Source organism: Ruegeria sp. L12, from assembly GCF_056531745.1.
The window spans coordinates 1-1,122 of sequence record NZ_JBQFMH010000046.1 but is presented as its reverse complement, the minus strand read 5'-3'; the positions used below and the strand labels follow the sequence as shown (position 1 = coordinate 1,122).

Annotated in this window: 1 protein-coding gene; it reads left to right on the top strand. The window is 56.4% G+C overall.

The genetic code is table 11. The annotated features are described in order from the left end of the window. Positions 1-77: 77 nt before the first annotated feature. Positions 78-1,122 (top strand): IS1182 family transposase (locus ACR0K9_RS21470; RefSeq protein ID WP_480826107.1); only part of this gene is annotated, 1,045 nt, incomplete at its 3' end.

Below are 1,122 nucleotides of genomic sequence, written 5' to 3'. Positions count from 1 at the left end.
TATTTTGTTGAAAAACTCTTCCTTGATCGATGCATGAACTGCTGATTCAATTCTTCCAGTGGGCGGGAGGATTGGCGATGATGGGACCGAGGCAGGAAGCGCAATCGTCGCTGTTCTATAAGTTCTCATTGGAGAACCACGTTCCCCAAGATCACCTTCTTCGATCTATTGATCGCTTTGTCGATTTGAGCAGCATTCGAGCGCATCTCGCGGATTTTTACAGCCACACCGGTCGTCCATCGGTCGATCCTGAACTGCAGATCCGGATGCTGCTGGTCGGCTATTGCTTCGGCATCCGCTCCGAGCGACGGCTGTGCGAAGAGGTGCATCTGAACCTGGCATATCGATGGTTCTTCCGCCTCGATCTGAATGAGCGTATCCCGGATCACTCAACGTTCTCCAAGAACCGGCATGGACGCTTCCGCGAGAGCGAACTGCTGCGGCACCTTTTCGAGACGACTGTTGCGCGGTGTATCGAAGAAGGTCTGGTCAGCGGACAGCGCATGGCAATCGATACCAGCCTGATCGAAGCCGATGCAAACAAACAAAACTCAACGCCAAAGGAAGAATGGGATGCATCAACCATCGATCCAGAAGATGCGCCGCGCGCGGTCCGCGAATATCTCGACACTCTGGATGAGGCGGCTTTCGGAGCTGCGAGCGAGGTGCAGCCCAAGTTCACCTCGCATTCTGACCCTGCCAGCCAATGGACCGCAGCCCGCAAAGGTCCTACTTTCTTCAGCTATTCCGACAACTACCTGATCGACACCGACCATGGGGTGATAGTCGACGTGGAAGGCACCAGATCAATCCGGCAGGCAGAGGTCGGATCGACCAAGACGATGCCGGACCGCGTGAAAGCGAAGTTCGATCTAAACCCGGAGCGTCTGATCGCGGACACCGCCTATGGCACCGGGCCGCTCCTGGGCTGGTTGGTCGACCGCAACATCGCCCCGCACATTCCGGTCTTCGACAAGTCCGGGCGCAACGATGGCACCTGGACGCGGGCGGATTTCGAGTGGGATGCAGAAAACGATCAGTACATTTGCCCTGAGGGCCAGGAACTCAAGCAGTTCCGCCGCAACTATTCTGACCCAAACCGAGGGCCAACTGACAAGGGCA